Source organism: Priestia sp. AB (genome assembly GCF_028369225.1).
Taxonomy (GTDB): Bacteria; Bacillota; Bacilli; order Bacillales; family Bacillaceae_H; genus Priestia; species Priestia megaterium.
On the sequence record NZ_JAQMYN010000044.1, the window covers coordinates 1 to 3,006 of the forward strand.

Annotated in this window: 1 protein-coding gene; it reads left to right on the forward strand. The window is 42.6% G+C overall.

Features of this window, described 5'->3' with window-relative positions; all coding sequences use genetic code 11:
• A partial coding sequence (locus POF52_RS30815; RefSeq protein WP_271998143.1) for a tandem-95 repeat protein occupies window positions 1-3,006 on the forward strand: 3,006 nt, incomplete at both ends.

Sequence of the window (3,006 nt, forward strand, 5' to 3'; positions counted from 1 at the left end):
CAATGGAACCTTTAGCTATCAGCCGAATCTTAATTTCAATGGAAGCGACCAGTTTACGGTGCTGGTATCAGATGGTCAGGGAGGAACAGATGTTTCCACCGTAACCATCAATGTCATACCAGTAAATGATGCACCAATTACGTCCAATGTCAGCTTTACCATTGCCGAAGACAGCACGTTAATCAATCAAATCGTGGCAGTAGACCCAGACGGAGATCCATTAACGTTTAGTTTGCAAGCTGCACCTGGCAACGGAGTAGCCTTAGTGAATGCTGACGGAACCTTTAGCTATCAGCCAAATCCGAATTTTAATGGGACCGATCAATTTACGGTGTTGGTATCAGACGGTCAGGGAGGAACGGCCGTTTCCACGGTGACGGTGATTGTCACGCCGGTGAATGATGCACCAACGGTGCCAAACTACACGTTCAGTACACAAGAAGACAGTCCTGTAGTAGGAGCCATAGTAGGAACAGATGTGGATGGAAATCCTCTTAGTTATCAGCTTCAAAATCCTCCAACGAATGGAGTAGCAGTTGTCAATCCAGATGGAATGTTCAGCTATCAACCGAATGCAAACTTTAATGGAACGGACCAATTTACCGTATTAGTCTCAGACGGCCAGGGAGGAACAGCCGTTTCTACTGTTAGTATCAATGTTTTACCTTTAAATGATCCACCTATTACATCTAACTTAAATTTTACAATTAACGAAGATACTACGTTAGTCAATCAAATAATTGCGGTGGACCCAGACGGAGACTCATTGACGTTTACTCTACAAAATTCTCCAACACACGGGGTAGTCTCAGTAAATCCAGATGGAACATTCAGCTATGTACCAAATTTAAACTTTACAGGAACGGATCTATTTACAGTGCAAGTTTCAGACGGTCAAGGAGGCATAGCGGTTTCAACAGTTACAATTACTATCTCTCCAATCAATGATACACCAACGGTGCCCAATTATACGTTTAGTACGCAAGAAGATAGTTCCTTGATCGGAGCGATCATTGCCACCGACGTGGATGGAAACCCTCTTAGTTATCAGCTTCAAAATCCTCCAACGAATGGGGTAGCAGTTGTCAATCCAGATGGAACGTTCAGCTATCAACCGAATGCAAACTTTAATGGAACGGACCAATTTACCGTATTAGTCTTAGACGGCCAGGGAGGAACAGCCGTTTCCACTGTTAGTATCAATGTTCTACCTTTAAATGATCCACCAATTACTGCTGATTTAGCATTTACAATTAATGAAGATACAACTCTCACAAATCAAATTCCAGCGTTCGATCCGGATGGAGATCCATTGACATTTACTTTACTGAATCCTCCTCCAGCAAATGGAAGTGTTGTATTAGGGGCAGATGGCGTATTTACCTACACACCAAACCTGAATTATAACGGAATGGATACTTTCGGTGTGTTAGTCTCAGACGGTCAAGGAGGAACTTCCCTTTCTACTGTAACCTTAACGATTGTTCCCGTAAACGATCCGCCGGTAGGTGGAGATAGGGCTGTTACAACGACTATTAATCTTCCTGTTACAAGTAGCATACCTGCTTCAGACCCGGATAATATTACACTAACCTATACTCTTCAGCAAAGTCCAGCCAATGGCAGTGCTATTATAAGTCAAGATGGTACCTTCACCTATTCACCTAATACCGGCTTTATAGGTAACGATCAATTTACTATATTAATAACAGATCTAGAAGGAGCTACCGCACTGTCAAATATATTTGTGACGGTACTACAAACAAATGGATCAACGACTACACAAGATTTGCAAATCTCTACGAATGAAGATACGCCAGTAACAAATCAAGTGATCGCTACTAATGTAAGTGGGAACCCACTTATTTATACTATTGAAAATGCACCTATTAATGGAATAGTCACAATCGATCCTAATACAGGCGTATTTACGTATACACCGAATGCGAACTTTTACGGTTCAGATGCCTTCGTGGTATATATAACTGATAACTTGGGAGGAAATGCTACTTCATCAGTTGTTGTTACAGTTCTTCCTACAAACGATCCTCCAATTGTTCCAAATTATCAGTTGACCACCAATGAAGATACAGCCGTAACCTCTCTGGTAATTGCGACGGATGTTGACAATAGTCAGCTTGTCTATTCGTTACAGAATAGTCCAGCAAATGGAACGGTAAACGTAGGATTAGACGGGATGTACACTTATACTCCTAATGCAAATTTTAATGGAACTGACCAATTCACAGTTCTCGTAAGTGACGGTCAGGGAGGAACGGCTGTTTCTACCATCACCATTACAGTTATCCCTGTGAATGATCCACCAATTGGTCCTGATATCGTTACCGTGACCACTAATGAAGATACAACGGTTGCGGGGCAAACGCCAGCGTTTGATCCAGATGGTGATTCCTTAAGCTTTACTTTACAAGATCCACCTAGAAATGGAACAGCAGTAGTCAACGCCGATGGTACTTTTACGTATACACCAAATCCGAATTATACAGGAAGCGATTCGTTCAGTGTACTCATTAGTGATCCATCTGGCAGCTTTATCGTTACAGATGTATTTATTGCCGTTGTACCAGTAAATGATCCACCAGTTGTCCCAAGCTATACCTTTACAATAAATGAAGATACAGTATTAAATAGCCTAGTAGCAGCAAGTGATATTGATGGAGATTCCTTAATCTATGCTTTATCAGCGCCTCCTACGAATGGAGCGGTAGTCGTGAATCCAGACGGCACCTACACGTATACGCCAAATGAAAATTACAATGGGATAGATAACTTCAGTGTCGTAGTAAGCGACGGCCAGGGAGGAACGGCTGTTTCTACCATCACCATTACGATTCTGCCAGTAAATGATCCACCAGTAGGGCCAGTGGTGGTAACGTTGGGCACAGATGAAGATATACCAGTGTCCAGTCAAATCACAGCCTTCGATCCAGATGGAGAAGCCCTGACGTACACCTTACAAGATCCTCCGACAAACGGCGTGGCAGC